The sequence below is a fragment of the Citrobacter sp. RHBSTW-01044 genome, assembly GCF_013781945.1.
Lineage (GTDB): Bacteria > Pseudomonadota > Gammaproteobacteria > Enterobacterales > Enterobacteriaceae > Citrobacter > Citrobacter braakii.
Window position 1 is genome coordinate 1,997,331 of sequence record NZ_CP056180.1, and the last position, 17,773, is coordinate 2,015,103.

A 17,773-nucleotide genomic window follows, 5' to 3' on the forward strand; every position below is an offset into this window, starting at 1 on the left:
ACCGTGACGACGAGAGTAATGCCGTGGCAGAAGAAAGCGACGACGACAAAACAGAAGCCCCCACACCCCACCGACTTGAAAAAGCACGGGAAGAAGGGCAAGTCCCCCGATCCAAAGAGCTGACCTCACTGCTTATTTTGCTGGTGGGCGTGTGCATTATCTGGATTGGCGGGGAGTCGCTTGCCCGCAGACTGGCCGGTATGCTGTCGGCCGGATTACGTTTTGACCACAGTATGGTCAATGACCCTAACCTGATCCTCAGCCAAATCATCCTGCTGATTAAAGACGCGATGATTGCGCTGTTACCGTTGATTACCGGCGTCGTTCTGGTGGCATTAATCTCCCCGGTGATGCTTGGCGGCTTGATTTTCAGCGGTAAATCTCTGCAGCCCAAGTTCTCTAAGCTGAATCCGTTGCCGGGCATTAAACGCATGTTTTCAGCGCAAACCGGAGCGGAACTGCTCAAAGCGATACTGAAATCCACGCTGGTGGGGAGCGTGGCCGGATTTTATCTCTGGCATAACTGGCCGGCGATGATGCGTTTGATGGCGGAGTCGCCGATTACGGCGATGGGCAACGCTCTGGATTTAGTTGGCATGTGCGCGCTGTTGGTGGTGCTTGGCGTTATTCCGATGGTGGGGTTCGACGTTTTTTTCCAGATTTACAGCCATCTGAAAAAGCTGCGCATGTCGCGTCAGGATATTCGTGACGAATTTAAGCAAAGCGAAGGCGACCCGCACGTTAAGGGCAAAATACGCCAAATGCAGCGCGCGGCCGCGCAGCGTCGCATGATGGCGGATGTGCCGAAAGCGGACGTGATTGTTACCAACCCCACGCACTATTCGGTGGCGTTGAAGTATGACGAGAACAAAATGAGCGCGCCGAAAGTTGTTGCCAAAGGCGCGGGGCTGGTGGCGTTGCGCATTCGTGAGATTGGCGCTGAACATCGAGTCCCTACGTTAGAAGCGCCGCCGCTGGCGCGTGCGCTATACCGTCATGCTGAGATTGGTCAACAAATACCGGGTCAATTATATGCCGCCGTTGCCGAAGTGCTGGCATGGGTATGGCAGCTAAAACGCTGGCGTCTCGCCGGCGGCAAGCGTCCACCACAACCTGAAAACCTTCCGGTGCCTGAAGCACTGGATTTCATGAACGAGAAGAATACTGATGGCTAATCTGGTCGCGATGTTGCGTTTGCCCAGCAACCTGAAATCCACGCAACTGCAAATCCTTGCCGGACCGATCCTTATCCTGCTGATCCTGTCGATGATGGTGTTGCCGTTGCCGGCTTTCGTCCTCGATTTGCTGTTCACGTTTAACATTGCGCTGTCGATCATGGTGCTGCTGGTGGCGATGTTCACCCAGCGTACGCTGGAGTTTGCCGCATTCCCGACGATTTTGCTGTTTACCACATTATTACGCCTCGCCCTGAACGTTGCGTCGACGCGTATCATTTTAATGGAAGGGCATACCGGCGCGGCGGCGGCGGGAAAGGTGGTTGAAGCTTTTGGTCACTTCCTGGTGGGCGGTAACTTTGCGATCGGTATCGTGGTCTTCGTTATTCTCGTCATTATCAACTTTATGGTTATCACCAAAGGTGCCGGACGTATCGCCGAGGTTGGCGCGCGCTTCGTGCTGGATGGTATGCCCGGCAAGCAGATGGCGATTGATGCGGATTTGAATGCGGGTCTGATTGGCGAAGATGAAGCCAAAAAACGACGCTCGGAGGTGACGCAGGAAGCGGATTTCTACGGCTCTATGGACGGTGCGAGTAAATTCGTACGTGGAGATGCCATCGCCGGTATTTTGATCATGGTGATCAACGTGGTCGGCGGTCTGTTAGTCGGGGTGTTGCAGCATGGTATGAGCATGGGTAGCGCAGCGGAAAGTTATACCCTGCTGACCATCGGTGACGGGCTGGTGGCGCAAATTCCTGCGCTGGTAATCTCCACCGCGGCGGGGGTTATCGTGACCCGCGTGAGTACCGACCAGGATGTAGGCGAACAGATGGTGACCCAACTGTTCAGTAATCCTAGTGTCATGCTGCTTAGTGCGGCGGTGCTTGGTCTTTTGGGTCTGGTTCCGGGCATGCCGAACCTGGTGTTTTTGATGTTTACCGCCGCGTTACTGGGTCTGGCCTGGTGGATGCGTGGTCGTGAGCAAAAAGCTCCCGATGAGCCGCAGCCGGTGAAAATGCCGGAAAACAACTCCGTGGTGGAAGCAACATGGAATGACGTACAGCTGGAGGATTCCCTGGGGATGGAGGTAGGCTACCGCCTGATCCCAATGGTGGACTTTCAGCAAGATGGCGAGTTGCTGGGGCGAATTCGCAGTATTCGTAAGAAATTTGCCCAGGATATGGGTTTTCTGCCGCCGGTGGTACATATCCGCGACAATATGGATCTGCAGCCGGCCCGCTATCGTATTTTGATGAAAGGGGTGGAAATTGGCAGCGGTGACGCCTATCCGGGACGCTGGCTGGCCATTAACCCTGGTACTGCCGCCGGGTCACTGCCGGGCGAGAAAACGGTCGATCCGGCTTTCGGTCTGGACGCTATCTGGATTGAAAGCGCATTGAAGGAACAGGCGCAGATTCAGGGCTTTACGGTTGTTGAAGCCAGTACCGTTGTCGCCACGCACCTTAATCACCTGATTGGGCAGTTCGCTGCTGAGCTGTTTGGCCGTCAGGAGGCGCAACAGCTACTGGACCGCGTCTCGCAGGAGATGCCAAAACTGACAGAAGACCTGGTCCCGGGCGTCGTGACGCTCACTACGCTGCATAAAGTGCTGCAGAACTTACTGGATGAGAAAGTACCGATTCGCGATATGCGCACCATTCTCGAAACGCTGGCTGAACATGCACCGCTGCAAAACGATCCGCATGAGCTTACCGCGGTGGTACGTGTTGCGTTGGGACGCGCCATCACTCAGCAGTGGTTCCCAGGTAATGAAGAGGTTCAGGTTATCGGCCTTGATACTCCGCTCGAACGTTTGCTTCTGCAGGCGCTGCAGGGCGGCGGCGGTCTGGAGCCGGGTCTTGCAGACCGACTGCTGGCCCAGACTCAGGAAGCGCTGTCCCGTCAGGAAATGTTGGGTGCGCCGCCGGTCTTACTGGTCAACCACGCGTTGCGTCCGTTACTGGCACGCTTTTTACGTCGCAGCATTCCGCAACTGGTGGTGTTATCGAACATGGAGCTGTCTGACAACCGCCATATCCGTATGACGGCGACTATTGGAGGTAAGTAATGCGTAAATTACTGTGGTTGTTGTTTTTTCCTCTGGTAGCGCAGGCTGCCGGAGAAGGCGCCTGGCAGGCCAGCGGCATGGGGATTACTTTAAATCACCGCGGCCAGTCAGCCTCGTCTGCACCTCTGACGCCCAGCCAGCCGGTCTCGGGGTTGATGACGCTGGTGGCCTGGCGCTATGAGCTCAATGGCCCAACGCCTGCGGGGTTACGGGTACGTTTATGTTCCCAGTCCCGCTGTGTTGAGCTGGACGGGCAAAGCGGGACCACCAACGGATTCAATAATGTTCCCGCCATCGAACCGATGCATTTTGTCTGGGAAGTACCCGGTGGCGGTCGCCTGATCCCCGCCTTGCAAGTTCAGAGCAATCAGGTGATTGTGAACTATCGTTAACGCCTCCCTTCATACCGGCCAGCAGCAGAAACTGCTGGCTGCTTCGCAATTCTAGTCCGCCTCTTTGATTAAATAGAAACACTGTTTTATAAAATAGGTGACATACGTTGCCGGACTCTTTGTGCTGTTGCCATTTCACGAATACCCCTGGCAAAAATAGAAAGGTTTCACTTGCTGTTAGCTTTTACTGTGGCCCTGTAAGGAGGCCCAATGTCAAAGCGAGGATTGCGGGGCCTCCCAATAATGTGCAGGGGTAACGGCAATGAATACACGTAAAATTGGGTTGGTTAACTATTTTGCCTACGGTTCGGGGGATTTTTTAGGCGCAGGCACCACGGCGTTAACCGCGGCCTGGCTACTCTATTTTTACACGACGTTCTGTGGCCTGACGCCAATCGAAGCAACCTTTATCTTCGCTACCGCCAGGGTGTTGGATGCCGTTGTTAGCCCATTAATGGGTTTTTTAACCGATAACTTTGGCTCCACCTGGCTCGGCAAACGCTTTGGGCGACGCAAGTTTTTTATTCTGTTGGGGATACCCTGTGTCTTTAGCTACTCACTAATGTGGGTGGGTGATATGGGGTTCTGGTACTACCTGCTCACCTATCTGATTTTTGACGTGGTCTACACCATGATTCTGGTGCCATACGAAACGCTGGTACCCGAAATGACCGATGACTTTAAACAGAAAACCAAATTCTCCGGCGCGCGCATTTCGATGGCGCAAATGTCTGCCATTCTGGCCTCATTCTTACCTGGCGTTCTGCTGACGCTGTTTGGCAAGGACAACCCCGTCTCTTTTTTCTACGCCAGCCTGGTGTTTTCTGTGCTGTGTGCACTGATGCTGACCTTCGTCTGGTTCTTTACCTGGGAACGCCCACGGGAAGAGTGGACTGAGGCGGCGCTGCGAGCCGAAGAAGAGAAGAAAAGCCTGACCTTGAGTCAGAGTATGAACCGTTTATTTGTGGAACTGAGTTCAACACTGCGCATCCGTATCTTTCGCCAGCATTTAGGAATGTATCTTGGCGGTTATATTGCCCAGGACGTCTTTAACGCCGTCTTTACTTACTATGTGGTGTTTGTGCTGATGCAGGAAGCATCAATGGCGTCAAACCTGCTGGGTACGATGGCTATCTTCCAGTTTATTGCCGTTATCGCCATGATCCCATTGTGCATCCGTTTCGGACCTGCGCCGTCTTATCGCATGGTGGTCGTCCTGTTTGGCCTCAGTTCACTCTCCTATGCGGGGCTGTATTACGCCGGATTAAGCGATGTTTATTCTCTGTTGCTATTGGTTTCCGCCGTTGCGGGTTTGGGACGCGGTGGTATCAACTACGTTCCCTGGAATATCTACACCTATATTGCCGACGTTGACGAAGTGATCACCGGTCAGCGTCGGGAAGGGATCTTCGCCGGCATTATGACGTTAACGCGTAAAGCGTCGCAGGCGGGAGCGGTGATGCTGGTGGGGATTGTGATGCAGTTGTCTGGTTTTGTCTCCGGTCAGAGCGCACAGCCCGTGGCGGTCAGCCATACCATCCTGTTAATTCTGAGCTGCGGAACGCTGATTGTTCTGGCGCTGGGTTTCCTGGTTTCCTTGCGCTTCAAACTGAACCTGCAAACGCACAGCACCCTGCGTGAAGAGACAGCAAAAATGCGTGAGTCCGGGCAACCCGTGCTGGAAGGACTTTCCGCTAAAGGACGCGCGACCGTAGAGATGCTATCGGGCATGCCTTATGAATCACTTTGGGGTAACAACAATATTGGTTACCTGAATCGTAATAAACCAGCGGCACCGAAACTGGAAAAGGGTGCTGTATTGAATTCGACATTGACAGAGGTTAAGTAAATGATTGTTTATCCGGTTAAACACAGTCCATTGTTGCGCCAGCCAGAACATTTTATTGTCAGGGATGAATTAAAAGCGTTGATCAAAAAGGTGACGCATAACCTGGTCAATATTCATGATGAGACCGGCGAGTTCTTGCTACGTCTGGATGACGGACGCGTTATTGATACCAAAGGCTGGGCGGGATGGGAGTGGACGCACGGCATCGGCTTGTACGGGATGTATCAGTATTATCAGCAAACCGGCGATGCCGCGATGCGCGATATTATCGACAGCTGGTTTGCCGATCGCTTTGCGGAAGGTGCAACGACCAAAAACGTCAACACCATGGCACCGTTTTTAACGCTGGCATATCGCTATGAAGAGACGCGTAATCCCGCGTATCTGCCGTGGCTCGACAGCTGGGCTGAGTGGGCAATGCATGACATGCCGCGTACCCAATTCGGCGGTATGCAGCACATTACGCTGGCGGAAGAAAATCACCAGCAGATGTGGGATGACACGTTGATGATGACGGTCTTACCGCTGGCGAAGATTGGCAAGTTGCTCAACCGTCCCGAGTATATTGAAGAGGCAACCTATCAGTTCCTGCTGCACGTGCAAAACCTGATGGATAAAGAAACGGGGCTGTGGTTCCACGGCTGGAGCTATGAAGGACAGCATAACTTCGCCAACGCTCGCTGGGCGCGTGGCAACAGCTGGTTAACTATAGTCATCCCGGATTTCCTCGAATTACTTGATTTGCCGGAAAACAATGCAGTGCACCGCTATCTGGTGCAGGTTTTGAACGCGCAAATCGCGGCGCTGGCGAAGTGCCAGGATGAAAGCGGACTGTGGCACACCTTGCTGGACGACCCGCAGTCCTATCTGGAAGCCTCGGCAACCGCCGGATTTGCCTATGGGATCCTCAAAGCGGTACGTAAACGCTATGTCGGACAAGACTATGCGGCTGTAGCCGAAAAAGCCATCAGAGGCATTGTGCAACATATTTCGCCGGAAGGTGAATTGCTGCATACCTCGTTTGGTACCGGGATGGGCCACAATCTCGATTTTTACCGCAACATCCCTCGGACCTCCATGCCTTACGGTCAGGCGATGGCGATGCTGTGCCTTACCGAATACTTGCGTAAGTATTTTTGATATCGGTGTCCGATGGCGTTGCGGCTATCGGACCCGCTTGTGCGTCGTCGCCCTGCGCAGCAAACAGATGATCCATGATTTGACGCATGACTGGTGCGGCGGTGACGCCATCGCTGCCGCCGTTTTCCAGAATTAACGCTATGGCGACTTTTGGGTTCTTATATGGCGCAAATGCGGTATAGAACACGTGGTCGCGCAGACGCACGGGGATCATTTTCGCATCGTAGGTCTGATTTTCTTTCAGGCTAAAGACCTGTGATGTGCCACTTTTCGCTGCAATGCCGTAAGGCGCGGTGTGAAAGAACTTATAACCGGTACCGTTTGGCTCATTCGCCATGCCGAACATCGCTTGACGCACCAGCCCCCAGTAGGGGGACGAAGCAGAGGCAATTTGTGACGGTGCTTCGGGAGCCTGATACGGCGTGATGACTTTTCCGCTCTCTTCATCACGTAGCAGGTGAGGGGCGATAACCTTGCCGTTGTTAATCAGCGCGACCATGGCTTTTACCATCTGGATCGGCGTGGCAATCCAGTAGCCCTGGCCGATGCCAACCGAAATGGTATCTCCCTGATACCAGGCTTTTTTATGCACTTTCTGCTTCCATTCGCGGCTCGGGAGCAGGCCGTTATACTCCTCACCAAGATCGATGCCGGTCGGCTTGCCATAGCCAAACTGGCTGAGCATGCTGTTAATACGGTCAATCCCCATCATATACGCCACCTGATAAAAGAATGTGTCGGCAGATTCTTCAATTGCTTTGGTGACATCCAGCATACCGTGGCCCGTTTTTTTCCAGTCACGGTAATGTCGCTCGGTGCCGGGGAGCGTCCAGGTGGGGGCGCCGAAGAAACGGGTCTGCGGCGTGATCACGCCGTCCAGTAATGCTGACATCGCCATATACGGTTTGACCGTAGAGGCGGGAGGATACAACCCTTGAGTGACGCGGTTGATTAACGGCAGGTCCTTATCCTGAAGCAGCTTGTTATAGTCCTGATAGCTGATACCTTTGACAAACGGGTTGGGGTCATAGCTGGGGTTCGAAACCATTGCCAGCACGGAACCGTCATGCGGATCCTCAACCAAAACGGCGGCCCGCTGGCCCACCAACAGACTCTCAATATATTGCTGTAAATGGAGGTCCAGCGTCAGGTGGATATCTTTTCCGGCAACGGGCGGCACATCTTTGATCAGACGTACGATGCGTCCGTGGTTATCAACTTCGACCTCCTGATAACCGGTTTTCCCATGCAGTTCATTTTCATAGTAGTGCTCAATACCCTGCTTACCGATGTTGTGATCGGCGGCGTAGTTCTCTGTCAGGCCTTTTTGATCCAGCGCTTTCAGGTCGTTGTCATTGATTTTTGACACATAGCCAAGGACATGCGCCAGCGCTGTGCCATAAGGGTACTGGCGGTCTTCATAGCTATTGATATTGACGCCGCTGAAATGAAACTGGTTAACCGAGAAGCGGGCGATTTCCACATCGGTCAGCGCATTTTTTAGCACAACCGGGCGATAGCGGCTGCTGGCTTTCAGCGCATGGCGAAACTGGTCAATGTCATCAGGAGTGAGGTCAATGATAGGCGTGAGCTGCCTGATCAGGGCATTCATATCACTGATTTTATAAGGCGTAACGGAAATGTCGTACCAGGTTACGTTGCGCACCAGCGGGATGCCGTTGCGATCGTAAATCATGCCACGCGTCGGGGCCACGGGAAGCATTTTGATGTCGTTTGCATTCGAGCGGGTGGTGTAATACTGGTGCTGACAGATTTGTAAGTTGTAGAGATTGTAAATCAGGATGCCAAAGCAGATGACCACCAGGCCAAAGGCCACCAATACACGCCGCTGGAAGAGTTTTTCCTCCGCCTCAAAATCTCTGAATGTCATTGACCCGTACCCGATTAATTCGCCGCCTCATGATACGGAGGCTTAAACGGGATGACAGGCAAAAAATGTTCCATATCTCTACGGAAATGTGTCATTCCTTGTGAGTTGTTACAGATGGCCTGTTACAGAAATAAAAAAGGCCTGAGTCCGAATTTCGGAGTCAGGCCTGATAGGTGAGCTGATTTACATACGTTCTACGGTTTCGATACCCAGCGTATCCAGACCCAGCTTCAGGGTTTTCGCCGTCAACTGTGCCAGTTTCAGGCGGCTGTTACGAATCTCTTCGTTTTCAGCGCTAAGGATTGGGCAGTGCTCGTAGAAGCCGGAGAACAGACCGGCAACGTCGTACAGGTAAGCACACATCACATGCGGCGTACCTTCACGTGCAACAACGGTCAGCGTTTCTTCAAACTGCAGCAGACGCGCAGCCAGCTGAGCCTCGCGATCTTCACTGATAATCACCTGCGCATTTGCCAGCGCGCTTTCGTCGATATCGGCTTTACGGAACACGGACAGTACGCGGGTGTAGGCGTACTGCATATACGGCGCAGTATTCCCTTCGAACGCCAGCATATTGTCCCAGTCGAAGATGTAGTCGGTGGTACGGTTTTTGGACAGATCGGCATATTTCACCGCGCCGATACCGACCGCATTCGCCAGTTTTTCCAGCTCGTCGGCAGGCATGTCCGGGTTCTTCTCCGCTACCAGACGGCGTGCGCGTTCCAGCGCTTCATCCAGCAGATCGGCCAGTTTAACCGTGCCGCCCGCGCGGGTTTTGAACGGCTTGCCGTCTTTACCCAGCATCATACCGAACATGTGGTGTTCCAGCGGCACAGAGTCCGGCACATAACCGGCTTTACGCACGATGGTCCAGGCCTGCATTAAGTGCTGATGCTGACGGGAGTCGATGTAATAAAGTACGCGGTCGGCATGCAGCGTTTCATAACGGTACTTGGCGCAGGCGATATCGGTCGTGGTGTAGAGATAGCCGCCATCTTTCTTCTGAATGATTACGCCCATCGGTTCACCTTCCTTGTTCTTATACTCATCAAGGAATACGACGGTAGCGCCTTCGCTTTCAACAGCCAGGCCTTTAGCTTTGAGATCGGCCACGATGCCAGGCAGCATCGGGTTGTACAGGCTTTCACCCATGACGTCGTCACGGGTCAGGGTGACGTTCAGGCGATCGTAGGTTAACTGGTTTTGCGACATGGTGATGTCGACCAGTTTGCGCCACATCTCACGGAAGTACTCGTCGCCGCCTTGCAGCTTCACGACATAACTCCGGGCACGTTCCGCGAAGGCTTCATCTTCGTCGTAATGTTTTTTCGCATCACGGTAGAAACCTTCAAGGTCAGCCAGCGCCATCTCGCCAGCATTTTCCTGCTGCTGTTTTTCCAGCCATGCGATGAGCATACCGAACTGAGTACCCCAGTCGCCGACGTGGTTGGCGCGGATAACATTGTGACCGAGGAACTCCAGCGTACGCACCGCAGCGTCACCGATGATGGTGGAACGCAGGTGACCAACGTGCATCTCTTTCGCTACGTTAGGTGCGGAGTAATCAACCACAACGGTTTGTTTAGCCGGTTGGGTGACGCCCAGACGATCGGAAGCCAGCGCCTGCTGAACGTGCTGCGCCAGAAATGCCGGATCGAGAAAAATATTGATAAAGCCCGGGCCTGCAATTTCAACTTTGCTGGCGATCCCGTTGAGATCCAAATGAGTCAGCACCTGCTCAGCCAGTTGTCGCGGCGCCATACCCAGTTTTTTAGCGACAGCCATCATACCGTTAGCCTGATAGTCGCCGAACTGTACTTTTGCTGACTGACGAACCTGCGGTTCGCAATCTGCAGGCGCGCCTGCAGCAATCATGGCCTGACTGACTTTTTCTGAGAGAAGAGCCTGAATATTCACCGGAATACCTTACATTTATGAAGCGGCTTAAAATGCACCGCACCAGTTTAAGAATTAAGGGCGGGAGTATACTGCAAATGCCCGTTGCCGTCAGCATTGCGAGTATCGCCAGCAGCCTGAAATATAAACATTGTCATTACGTATAATTATTCATATTGCGCTTAAGAAAATCAGCAGTTGGTTGGGGCTGCGCAACAGGGTAAATTAGCGGCTTTGAATATGGATATGAGCTTTCATTATGGCGAACTGGCAAACAGTTGCAGAACTGCATGATATTTCCGCAGATTTACCGCATTTCATTCAGGCGTTAACGGATCTTTCCACTCGCCTTGGGCTGGATGTCTCATCGCTTGAAGCCGATCACATTTCTCTGCGTTGTCATCAAAATACCACCGCAGAGCGCTGGCGTCGTGGGTTTGAACAGTGCGGCGAATTGTTGTCAGAAAATATCATCAATGGCCGACCGATTTGCTTGTTCAAGCTCGATGAGCCAGTTTGTGTGCAACACTGGCAATTTTCTATCGTAGAACTGCCGTGGCCGGGCGAAAAGCGTTATCCGCATGAAGGCTGGGAGCATGTTGAAATTGTTCTGCCGGGTGAGGTGGAGACGCTGAATGCACGAGCGCTGGCGCTGCTTTCAGATCACGGGCTGAGCCAGCCGGGCATATTTGTAAAAACCAGTTCGCCAAAAGGCGAGCGCGAACGTTTACCGAATCCAACGCTGGCGGTCAGCGATGGCAGCGTGACGATAAAATTCCATCCGTGGTCGATTGAAGCCATTGTGGCAAGCGAACGTCAGGAGTGAGTATGGCATTACTGGAAATCTGCTGTTACAGCATGGAGTGCGCGCGCATGGCGCAGCAAAACGGCGCGGATCGCATTGAGCTTTGTTCGGCACCCAAAGAGGGGGGCTTAACGCCGTCCCTGGGCGTCTTGCGTTCGGTTCGCCAGCATATCTCGATTCCGGTCAATCCCATTATTCGCCCGCGCGGGGGCGACTTTTGTTACACCGACGGTGAATTCGCTGCAATGCTGGATGATATTGCGATGGTAAGAGATCTGGGGTTCTCAGGGTTGGTAACCGGCATTTTAGATGCAGAGGGTGATGTCGATATGCCGCGCATGGAGAAAATAATGATCGCGGCGGGACCGCTGCACGTCACTTTTCATCGGGCCTTTGACATGTGCGCTAACCCACTCAATGCGCTAAAAAAATTAGCTGATTTGGGCATCGCCAGAGTGCTGACTTCCGGGCAAAAATCAGATGCGGCGCAAGGTTTAACAAAAATTATGGAACTTATTGCGCAGGGGGATGCTCCAATCATTATGGCCGGAGCGGGGGTTCGCGCCTCGAATTTGTCCCTGTTCCTTGATGCTGGAGTGCAGGAAGTCCACAGTTCTGCCGGAGTATGGTTGGCTTCCCCCATGCGTTATCGCAATTCGGGGTTGTCGATGTCTTCGGATCCACAGGCGGATGAGTATTCACGCTATGCGGTAGACGGGGCGGCGGTTGCGGAAATGAAAGCAATCATTGTACACCACCAGGCCAGCTGATTTTTACCGTTGCATCATGTCGCCCAATATGATGCTTGCTCGTACCAGGCCCCTGCAATTTCAACAGGGGCCTTTTTTTATCCTGCATATTTCAAGCCGCAACGGAGCTGTCTGCCTTGCTGCAAGTTGAACTATTTTGCAGAAAGAGTGCTATCAGGCAAAAATGATTACGGCTTACGTGCAATCAATACCGCGCGTAATGGGGCCGGGTAGCCTTCCACCGTTTTGCTGTGATCGTTCGGGTCGAGGAAGTCGGCCAGTGATTCGGTTATCATCCACTCGGTGCGGCGCTGCTCTTCGGTGGTGGTGACGCAGACATCAGCGATGCGCACATCAACAAACCCACATTTTTCCAGCCAGTTTTTTAACGCCAGCGCAGAAGGAATAAAGTAAACGTTACGCATCTGCGCGTAGCGATCGCCCGGTACCAGTACGGTATTTTCATCACCTTCGACGACCAGCGTTTCCAGTACCAGTTCGCCATCTTTCACCAACTGATCCTTCAACTGCCACAGGTGTTCCAGCGGTGAACGGCGGTGATAAAGCACTCCCATGGAGAATACGGTATCAAAGGCGTTGAGCGCCGGAAGCTGCTCAATACCCAGCGGCAGCAGGTGAGCGCGCTGGTCATTGCCCAGCAGTTTACGTACTGCCTCAAACTGGCACAGAAACAGTTGGGTAGGATCGATACCAACTGCCAGATGCGCCCCCGCGCCAATCATGCGCCACATGTGATATCCACTCCCGCAGCCGACATCAAGAATGGTGCGCCCGGTGAGGTCAGACAAGTGCGGCAGAACGCGATCCCATTTCCAGTCCGAGCGCCACTCGGTATCTATATTGACGCCGTACAACGAGTACGGCCCTTTACGCCATGGCATCAGGTTACGCATCAGGGTGTCGATACGTTTGAGCTGACCGTCGCTGAGCGGCTCATCGCTTTCGGCGGTAACGCTATGCAGTAAGTCCAGGCGATGCGGCGTCAGCTCGGGCAGAAACTCGACCGCATTTGACCACTGCTTAAACAAGCCGTGCTGATCGCGCTGCCAGGTCGCGATTTGCGCCGGGAGCGTTTCCAGCCAATGGGAAAGGTGATTTTTGGCAATCAGTTGATAAAAGTTACCAAAGTCGATCATGCGCTAACCTCAGCTTTCAGTGCCACCAGAGAACCAAAGTTAAAGCACTGGAACCACAATTCGCTGTGTTCAAAGCCCGCCTGATGCAGTCTCGCTTTGTGCGTTTCGACCGAGTCGGTCAGCATCACGTTCTCCAGCATGCTGCGCTTTTGGCTGATTTCCAGCTCGCTATAGCCATTTGCCCGTTTGAAATCGTGGTGCATGTTGAACAGCAGCTCGCCAACGTTAGCGTCTTCGAAACTGAATTTTTCAGACAGTACCAGCGCGCCGCCGGGGTTAAGCCCCTGATAAATCTTATCCAACAATGCCTGGCGCTCAGGTGGCTCAAGGAATTGCAGGGTAAAATTCAGCACCACCATCGAGGCGTTTTCGATAGTAATGTTGCGAATATCGCCTTCGACAACGTCAACCGGTGTCGGCGCTTTATAGGCGTCAATATGACGGCGGCAGCGCTCAACCATAGCCGGGGAGTTATCAACGGCAATAATTTTGCAATTCTCGTGATGAATATTGCGACGCACCGAGAGCGTCGCCGCGCCCAGAGAACAGCCCAGATCGTAGACCTGTGTGTTGGGTTGTACGAAACGTTCGGCCAACATCCCAATCATAGAAATGATATTGGAATAGCCAGGAACGGATCGCTGGATCATATCCGGGAAGACTTCAGCTACCCGTTCATCAAAGGTCCAGTCACCCAGACTGGCGATAGGCGCAGAAAAAAGCGTGTCGCGGTGAGACATAACGTAAAAATCCGGGAAAAATAAAGTGGCGTATTGTGCGCTAATGCAGGGAGAAAACCAACTCCCAGGGCATATACCAAAGATTCGCCAGCACCATTAGCAACAGCGAACACCAGGTCGCGCTCATGCCTGAACGGCGCCAGCGGAAAAGCCGGTGATGGAATCCGTAATAATGCATCAGTCGTCCGGCAATCAAAATCAGCCCGCAAATATGCACCATCCACGTTTCAGCGCCGTTCATTTCCATAAATAACAGCAGCACCAATGCGACGGGAATATATTCCACCGCATTACCGTGAATGCGGATAGCGCTTTGTAGTTCGCTAAAACCTCCGTCACCATATGCAACGCGGTATTGCATGCGCAGGCGAACGACGTCAAAGGAGAACTTAATTAACAATAACGCACCCAATACGGCATAAAGCGCGCTTACCATACAAACTCCCTTTTAAAATGGCTGATGGCATTGACTATGATAGGTGGCATTTTCAGAAAAGAGAAGATTGCTGTGGAATAGACGGCGCTGATCCGATCTCTGGCAGGGCGCTGCGTAAATTTGCCCATAGCGTATCGACAAGCTCAGGGGCCTGCGCGATATCCGGGGTATGTAAAAACAGATACGGCGTTGTGGTTTGTTGCCATTGCGACAGCTTGGTCAGCCAGACGGCAAAAAGCGCGCTGTTTTGTGCCATATTATCGCTGCCGATAAAGCGTACCATCGGATGGTTTGCCGTCACCACTGCATGCACCGGAACCTTTGGCTTCTTGCGCTGGGCGTCACGTATCGCTTCAGTATGTGGTATTGCGGCATGTACCGGTCGACTGTCCAGAATCACCCGATTTACCCTGCGCTCATGTAGGCCTCGATTGAATAGCTGCTCTGTTTCGCCTTTGGCAAAGAAGTCCGGATGGCGAACTTCCACACCGTAGGTAAAGGATTTGGGGAGCGCATCGAGAAACTGCCACAAGGCTGGCAGGTCGTGCGGGCCAAAAGTTGCGGGTAATTGCAGCCAGTATTGCCCAATGCGTGATTCAAGTGGCGACATGCGCGTGAAAAACTCGTGTACCAGGTCATCGCAATTACGCAGCGCGGCCTGATGCGAAATGGTGGCCGGAAACTTAAAACAAAATCGAAACGCATCGGTAGTCTGCGCATGCCAGCGGGCCACAATGTCGGCTTTTGGCAGCGCGTACAGCGTGGTATTGCCCTCCACACAGTTAAAGTGGCGGGCATACTCTTCAAGGCTGGTGATCCCCAGACGCACCCATTTGGGATGCGCCCACTGGGGTAAACCGATATAAATCATAGCGCTTGCAGGATCTCGTCCACGCTGCGTACGCGTGCGATACGCGGGAAAATATGCGTCATGCTGCCCTGATGTTGCTCAGCGCTGGCGGCACTACAGGCGTTTTCTGCAACGATCAGATTAAAACCCAGCTCCCACGCATTTCGCGCCGTTGACTCCACGCCAATATTTGTGGAGATGCCGCACAGGACGATGGTCTCGATGCCCCGACGACGCAGTTGTAATTCCAGATCGGTGCCGTAGAAAGCTCCCCACTGGCGTTTGGTCACTTCGAGGTCGCTGGCGCATTTACCCAGAGCGCTCGGGTAATTCCACCAGTTTTCGGGTAACGCTTTGGCCGGAGCGTGAGCATCAACTGGCTGTTTCAGCGCTTCGGCATAATCGGCAGACCAGCCGACGCGCACCATTACCACCGGGGAACCGTGGGCACGGAATTTTTCCGCCAACTGCGCGGCGCGGGCAACCACGTCGTTTGCCGAGTATGGGCCGCCAGCGAAAGGCAGGATACCTTCCTGTAGATCAATAACAACAAGAGCGGTTGTTTTTGCGTTCAGTTCCAGCATGATCACTCCAGTAAAAAAAGAATTCCGTTACACCTTAATCGCGAATCAGTGTGAAAGGGACGACAATTTTTGTTATTTTTTGTGAGATTACGCAATGCCCGTCCAGGAAACAGGCGTACAGTCAGTACCGGACTTATCGTGCGGCAGAATTTCCAGTATAATAGCCGCCTTTTTTCATTCAGTTGTGACATTCAGCTAAAGCTGCGACTTCGTCACCTGCGAGACAGGTGACAATCCGCCTGCGGCAAAGTTAAGGGATATCTCATGCGTACAGAATATTGCGGACAGCTACGTCTGTCCCACGAGGGGCAGCAGGTGACTCTGTGTGGTTGGGTCAACCGTCGTCGTGATCTTGGTAGCCTGATCTTTATCGATATGCGCGACCGCGAAGGTATCGTGCAGGTATTTTTCGATCCGGACCGTGCGGATGCGTTAAAGCTGGCCTCCGAACTGCGTAATGAGTTCTGTATCCAGGTTACGGGCACCGTGCGTGCGCGTGACGCGAAAAACGTCAACGCCGATATGGCGACTGGCGAAATTGAAGTGCTGGCCTCCGATCTGACCATCATCAACCGTTCAGACTCGCTGCCGCTGGACTCTAACCATGTAAACACCGAAGAAGCGCGACTGAAGTATCGCTACCTGGATCTGCGTCGCCCTGAAATGGCGCAGCGCCTGAAAACGCGTGCCAAAATTACCAGCCTGGTGCGTCGTTTTATGGACGATCACGGCTTCCTTGACATCGAAACTCCGATGCTGACCAAAGCTACGCCGGAAGGCGCGCGCGATTACCTGGTTCCTTCTCGTGTTCATAAAGGTAAGTTCTACGCGCTGCCGCAGTCTCCTCAGCTGTTTAAACAGCTGCTGATGATGTCCGGTTTTGACCGCTACTATCAGATCGTAAAATGCTTCCGTGATGAAGACTTACGTGCTGACCGTCAGCCTGAATTTACCCAGATCGACGTTGAGACTTCCTTCATGACCGCGCCGCAGGTGCGTGAAGTGATGGAAGCGCTGGTGCGTAACCTGTGGCTGGAAGTTAAAGGTGTGGATCTGGGTGATTTCCCGATCATGACCTTTGCCGAAGCCGAGCGTCGTTACGGTTCTGATAAACCAGACCTGCGTAACCCGATGGAACTGGTTGACGTTGCCGATCTGGTGAAAGGCGTTGAGTTCGCCGTGTTCTCTGGTCCGGCGAACGATGCGAAAGGCCGCGTAGCTGCCCTGCGTGTACCGGGCGGTGCGAGCTTAAGCCGTAAGCAGATCGACGATTACGGTAACTTTATTAAGATTTACGGCGCGAAAGGTCTGGCTTACATCAAAGTCACCGAGCGTGCGAAAGGCCTGGAAGGCATCACCAGCCCGGTTGCTAAGTTCCTGAACGCAGAAATCGTAGATGCGATTCTGGAGCGTACCGGTGCGCAAGACGGCGACATGATTTTCTTCGGTGCCGACAACAAGAAAGTGGTGGCCGACGCGATGGGCGCGCTGCGTCTGAAACTGGGCAAAGACCTGAACATTACCGACGAAGCCAAATGGGCGCCGCTGTGGGTTATCGACTTCCCGATGTTTGAAGACGATGGTGAAGGCGGTCTGACCGCGATGCACCACCCGTTCACCGCGCCAAAAGACATGACGGCCGCAGAGCTGAAAGCTGCGCCGGAAGACGCGGTTGCCAACGCTTACGATATGGTCATCAACGGCTATGAAGTGGGCGGTGGTTCCGTGCGTATTCACAACGGTGATATGCAGCAGACTGTATTCGGCATTCTGGGCATTAACGAGCAAGAACAGCGCGAGAAGTTCGGCTTCCTGCTGGATGCGCTAAAATACGGTACACCGCCGCATGCGGGCCTGGCGTTTGGTCTGGATCGTCTGACTATGCTGCTGACCGGTACTGACAACATTCGTGACGTTATTGCCTTCCCGAAAACCACGGCTGCAGCATGTCTGATGACTGAAGCACCAAGCTTTGCCAATGAAGCCGCGCTGGCGGAACTGAGCATTCAGGTTGTTAAGAAGGCCGAGAATAACTGAT

Annotated in this window: 15 protein-coding genes; 8 read left to right on the plus strand and 7 right to left on the minus strand. The window is 53.3% G+C overall.

Annotated features, from left to right (window positions below):
* The first annotated feature begins 23 nt into the window (after positions 1–23).
* From flhB to HV352_RS09665, 5 genes are all read left to right on the plus strand, one after another.
* Entirely contained in the window at positions 24–1,175 is a 1,152-nt protein-coding gene (gene flhB / locus HV352_RS09645) for a flagellar biosynthesis protein FlhB (protein ID WP_016153429.1), read from the plus strand.
* Positions 1,168–3,246, plus strand: coding sequence for a flagellar biosynthesis protein FlhA (flhA, locus tag HV352_RS09650; RefSeq protein WP_016153428.1), 2,079 nt, complete (start codon positions 1,168–1,170; stop codon positions 3,244–3,246). The genes flhB and flhA overlap by 8 nt, the downstream gene beginning before the upstream one ends.
* Positions 3,246–3,638 (plus strand): flagellar protein FlhE, encoded by a 393-nt coding sequence (gene flhe / locus HV352_RS09655; protein ID WP_019077041.1) that lies wholly within the window; start codon positions 3,246–3,248, stop codon positions 3,636–3,638. Before flhA ends, flhe begins: the two co-directional genes overlap by 1 nt.
* A gap of 262 nt (positions 3,639–3,900) precedes the next feature.
* Positions 3,901–5,487, plus strand: coding sequence for an MFS transporter (locus HV352_RS09660; protein ID WP_103283733.1), 1,587 nt, complete (start codon positions 3,901–3,903; stop codon positions 5,485–5,487).
* Positions 5,488–6,627 (plus strand): glycoside hydrolase family 105 protein, encoded by a 1,140-nt coding sequence (locus HV352_RS09665; RefSeq protein ID WP_181635380.1) that lies wholly within the window; start codon positions 5,488–5,490, stop codon positions 6,625–6,627.
* Here HV352_RS09665 and mrdA read toward each other — a convergent pair.
* Together mrdA and argS are read right to left on the minus strand one after the other, a co-directional pair.
* On the minus strand, positions 6,599–8,518 hold the full coding sequence (gene mrdA / locus HV352_RS09670; RefSeq protein ID WP_181635381.1) for a penicillin-binding protein 2: 1,920 nt from the start codon (positions 8,516–8,518) through the stop codon (positions 6,599–6,601). The genes HV352_RS09665 and mrdA overlap by 29 nt on opposite strands.
* Positions 8,519–8,701: 183 nt before the next feature.
* Positions 8,702–10,435 carry an arginine--tRNA ligase gene (gene argS / locus HV352_RS09675; RefSeq protein ID WP_016153423.1) on the minus strand — a complete coding sequence of 578 codons (1,734 nt, stop codon included), beginning with the start codon at positions 10,433–10,435 and terminating at the stop codon, positions 8,702–8,704.
* Positions 10,436–10,673: 238 nt separating this feature from the next.
* Here argS and HV352_RS09680 point away from each other — a divergent pair, with 238 nt between their 5' ends.
* Entirely contained in the window at positions 10,674–11,240 is a 567-nt protein-coding gene (locus HV352_RS09680; protein ID WP_049040531.1) for a VOC family protein, read from the plus strand.
* A gap of 2 nt (positions 11,241–11,242) precedes the next feature.
* A complete protein-coding gene (gene cutC, locus HV352_RS09685; RefSeq protein WP_181635382.1) occupies positions 11,243–11,989 on the plus strand; it encodes a copper homeostasis protein CutC in 747 nt (248 codons plus the stop codon).
* A gap of 167 nt (positions 11,990–12,156) precedes the next feature.
* Here cutC and cmoB read toward each other — a convergent pair whose 3' ends face one another.
* The 5 genes from cmoB to HV352_RS09710 are packed head-to-tail and all read right to left on the minus strand — an operon-like array spanning position 12,157 to position 15,735.
* Positions 12,157–13,125 carry a tRNA 5-methoxyuridine(34)/uridine 5-oxyacetic acid(34) synthase CmoB gene (gene cmoB, locus HV352_RS09690; RefSeq protein ID WP_016153420.1) on the minus strand — a complete coding sequence of 323 codons (969 nt, stop codon included), beginning with the start codon at positions 13,123–13,125 and terminating at the stop codon, positions 12,157–12,159.
* On the minus strand, positions 13,122–13,865 hold the full coding sequence (gene cmoA, locus HV352_RS09695) for a carboxy-S-adenosyl-L-methionine synthase CmoA (protein WP_016153419.1): 744 nt from the start codon (positions 13,863–13,865) through the stop codon (positions 13,122–13,124). The genes cmoB and cmoA overlap by 4 nt, the downstream gene beginning before the upstream one ends.
* Before the next feature lie 40 nt (positions 13,866–13,905).
* Positions 13,906–14,301: an MAPEG family protein gene (locus HV352_RS09700; protein WP_016153418.1), complete on the minus strand. Its 396-nt coding sequence runs from the start codon at positions 14,299–14,301 to the stop codon at positions 13,906–13,908.
* Between the two features lie 52 nt (positions 14,302–14,353).
* The gene (locus HV352_RS09705; protein ID WP_181500320.1) at positions 14,354–15,172 is read right to left on the minus strand and encodes a DUF72 domain-containing protein; all 819 of its coding nucleotides are present in this window, start codon (positions 15,170–15,172) and stop codon (positions 14,354–14,356) included.
* The gene (locus tag HV352_RS09710) at positions 15,169–15,735 is read right to left on the minus strand and encodes a hydrolase (protein WP_181500321.1); all 567 of its coding nucleotides are present in this window, start codon (positions 15,733–15,735) and stop codon (positions 15,169–15,171) included. The genes HV352_RS09705 and HV352_RS09710 overlap by 4 nt, the downstream gene beginning before the upstream one ends.
* Positions 15,736–15,999: 264 nt before the next feature.
* Between HV352_RS09710 and aspS the strand changes: the two genes are divergently transcribed.
* Positions 16,000–17,772, plus strand: a complete 1,773-nt coding sequence (gene aspS / locus HV352_RS09715) for an aspartate--tRNA ligase (RefSeq protein WP_016153415.1) — start codon at positions 16,000–16,002, stop codon at positions 17,770–17,772.
* The last annotated feature ends 1 nt before the right edge of the window (position 17,773 follow it).

Excerpts from the sequence above, each read along its gene's own strand:
- flhA (WP_016153428.1), top strand. The coding sequence starts at position 1,168 with ATGGCTAATCTGGTCGCGATGTTGCGTTTGCCCAGCAACCTGAAATCC.
- flhe (WP_019077041.1), top strand. The coding sequence starts at position 3,246 with ATGCGTAAATTACTGTGGTTGTTGTTTTTTCCTCTGGTAGCGCAGGCT.
- HV352_RS09660 (WP_103283733.1), top strand. The coding sequence starts at position 3,901 with ATGAATACACGTAAAATTGGGTTGGTTAACTATTTTGCCTACGGTTCG.
- HV352_RS09665 (WP_181635380.1), top strand. The coding sequence starts at position 5,488 with ATGATTGTTTATCCGGTTAAACACAGTCCATTGTTGCGCCAGCCAGAA.
- mrdA (WP_181635381.1), bottom strand. The coding sequence starts at position 8,518 with ATGACATTCAGAGATTTTGAGGCGGAGGAAAAACTCTTCCAGCGGCGT.
- HV352_RS09680 (WP_049040531.1), top strand. The coding sequence starts at position 10,674 with ATGGCGAACTGGCAAACAGTTGCAGAACTGCATGATATTTCCGCAGAT.
- cutC (WP_181635382.1), top strand. The coding sequence starts at position 11,243 with ATGGCATTACTGGAAATCTGCTGTTACAGCATGGAGTGCGCGCGCATG.
- cmoB (WP_016153420.1), bottom strand. The coding sequence starts at position 13,125 with ATGATCGACTTTGGTAACTTTTATCAACTGATTGCCAAAAATCACCTT.
- cmoA (WP_016153419.1), bottom strand. The coding sequence starts at position 13,865 with ATGTCTCACCGCGACACGCTTTTTTCTGCGCCTATCGCCAGTCTGGGT.
- HV352_RS09700 (WP_016153418.1), bottom strand. The coding sequence starts at position 14,301 with ATGGTAAGCGCGCTTTATGCCGTATTGGGTGCGTTATTGTTAATTAAG.
- HV352_RS09705 (WP_181500320.1), bottom strand. The coding sequence starts at position 15,172 with ATGATTTATATCGGTTTACCCCAGTGGGCGCATCCCAAATGGGTGCGT.
- HV352_RS09710 (WP_181500321.1), bottom strand. The coding sequence starts at position 15,735 with ATGCTGGAACTGAACGCAAAAACAACCGCTCTTGTTGTTATTGATCTA.
- aspS (WP_016153415.1), top strand. The coding sequence starts at position 16,000 with ATGCGTACAGAATATTGCGGACAGCTACGTCTGTCCCACGAGGGGCAG.